Origin of the sequence: Myxococcus sp. AM010 (assembly GCF_013372585.1) — a bacterium.
Lineage (GTDB): Bacteria > Myxococcota > Myxococcia > Myxococcales > Myxococcaceae > Myxococcus > Myxococcus vastator.
The window spans coordinates 1-770 of the sequence record NZ_JABXEO010000223.1 but is presented as its reverse complement, the minus strand read 5'-3'; the positions used below and the strand labels follow the sequence as shown (position 1 = coordinate 770).

Annotated in this window: 1 protein-coding gene and 1 pseudogene; both read left to right on the top strand. The window is 69.0% G+C overall.

Going from position 1 to position 770, the window contains the following annotated elements; genetic code table 11:
• Positions 1-6 precede the first annotated feature (6 nt).
• Positions 7-441: a biopolymer transporter ExbD gene (locus HV826_RS36420; protein ID WP_176421578.1), complete on the top strand. Its 435-nt coding sequence runs from the start codon at positions 7-9 to the stop codon at positions 439-441.
• 16 nt (positions 442-457) lie between these two features.
• Positions 458-770 (top strand): annotated as a pseudogene (locus HV826_RS36415) (energy transducer TonB); the annotation flags it as partial.

The following is a 770-nucleotide window of genomic DNA, read 5'->3' as shown; positions in this document are numbered from 1 at the left end:
TAGGCCATGGCGGGCGGCGCGCAGGACAACGACGACGAAATCACCGGCATCAACGTCACCCCGCTGGTGGACGTGGTGCTGGTGCTGCTCATCATCTTCATGGTGACGGCCAACTTCATCGTCCGGGAGACGGTGGAGGTGGACCTGCCCCGCGCCGCCAACGGCGGTGAGACGGTGCAGGGCCTGGTCAACGTGGTGCTGGACAAGGAGGGCAAGCTCTTCTTCGACGGCGCGGAGCTGACCGAGCAGGAGCTGGAGCAGCGCGTCCAGGAAGCGGTGGCCAAGGACAAGGACACGCGCGCCATCATCAGCGCCGACCAGTCGATACCCTACGGCCGCGTCATGCGCCTCATCGACGTGGTGAAGGGCCAGGGCATCGCGAAGTTCGCGCTCAACATCGAGAAGGACGTGGCCCCCGCGGCCGCGCCCGCGGCACCCTGAGGCAAGGCGTCACTTCATGAGTCAGGCGGTCCTCGACAACGCTCCGACGCCCCGACGCGACCGCTCGCTGGCCGTGGTGGGCGTCTTCCTGCTCGTGTCGCTGGGGCTCCACGTCGGCGGCTTCTGGGCACTGGGAGAAGGCGCCGCGCGCACCCTCCCCGCCGCCAAGCGCCCCGTGGAGATGGTGATGGTGGAGGTGGTGAAGCCGCCGCCGCTCATCGTCGGCATGACGATGTCCTCCACCACCAGCGCGGGCTCGTTCGCCGCGCCCGTGGGCAACACCGCCTACGGCAGGACGGGCCCCACCGCGAAGGACCCCAAGGACGTGA

Bases quoted from the DNA above. Each gene is read 5' to 3' on its own strand.
- HV826_RS36420 (WP_176421578.1), top strand. From the start codon at position 7: ATGGCGGGCGGCGCGCAGGACAACGACGACGAAATCACCGGCATCAAC.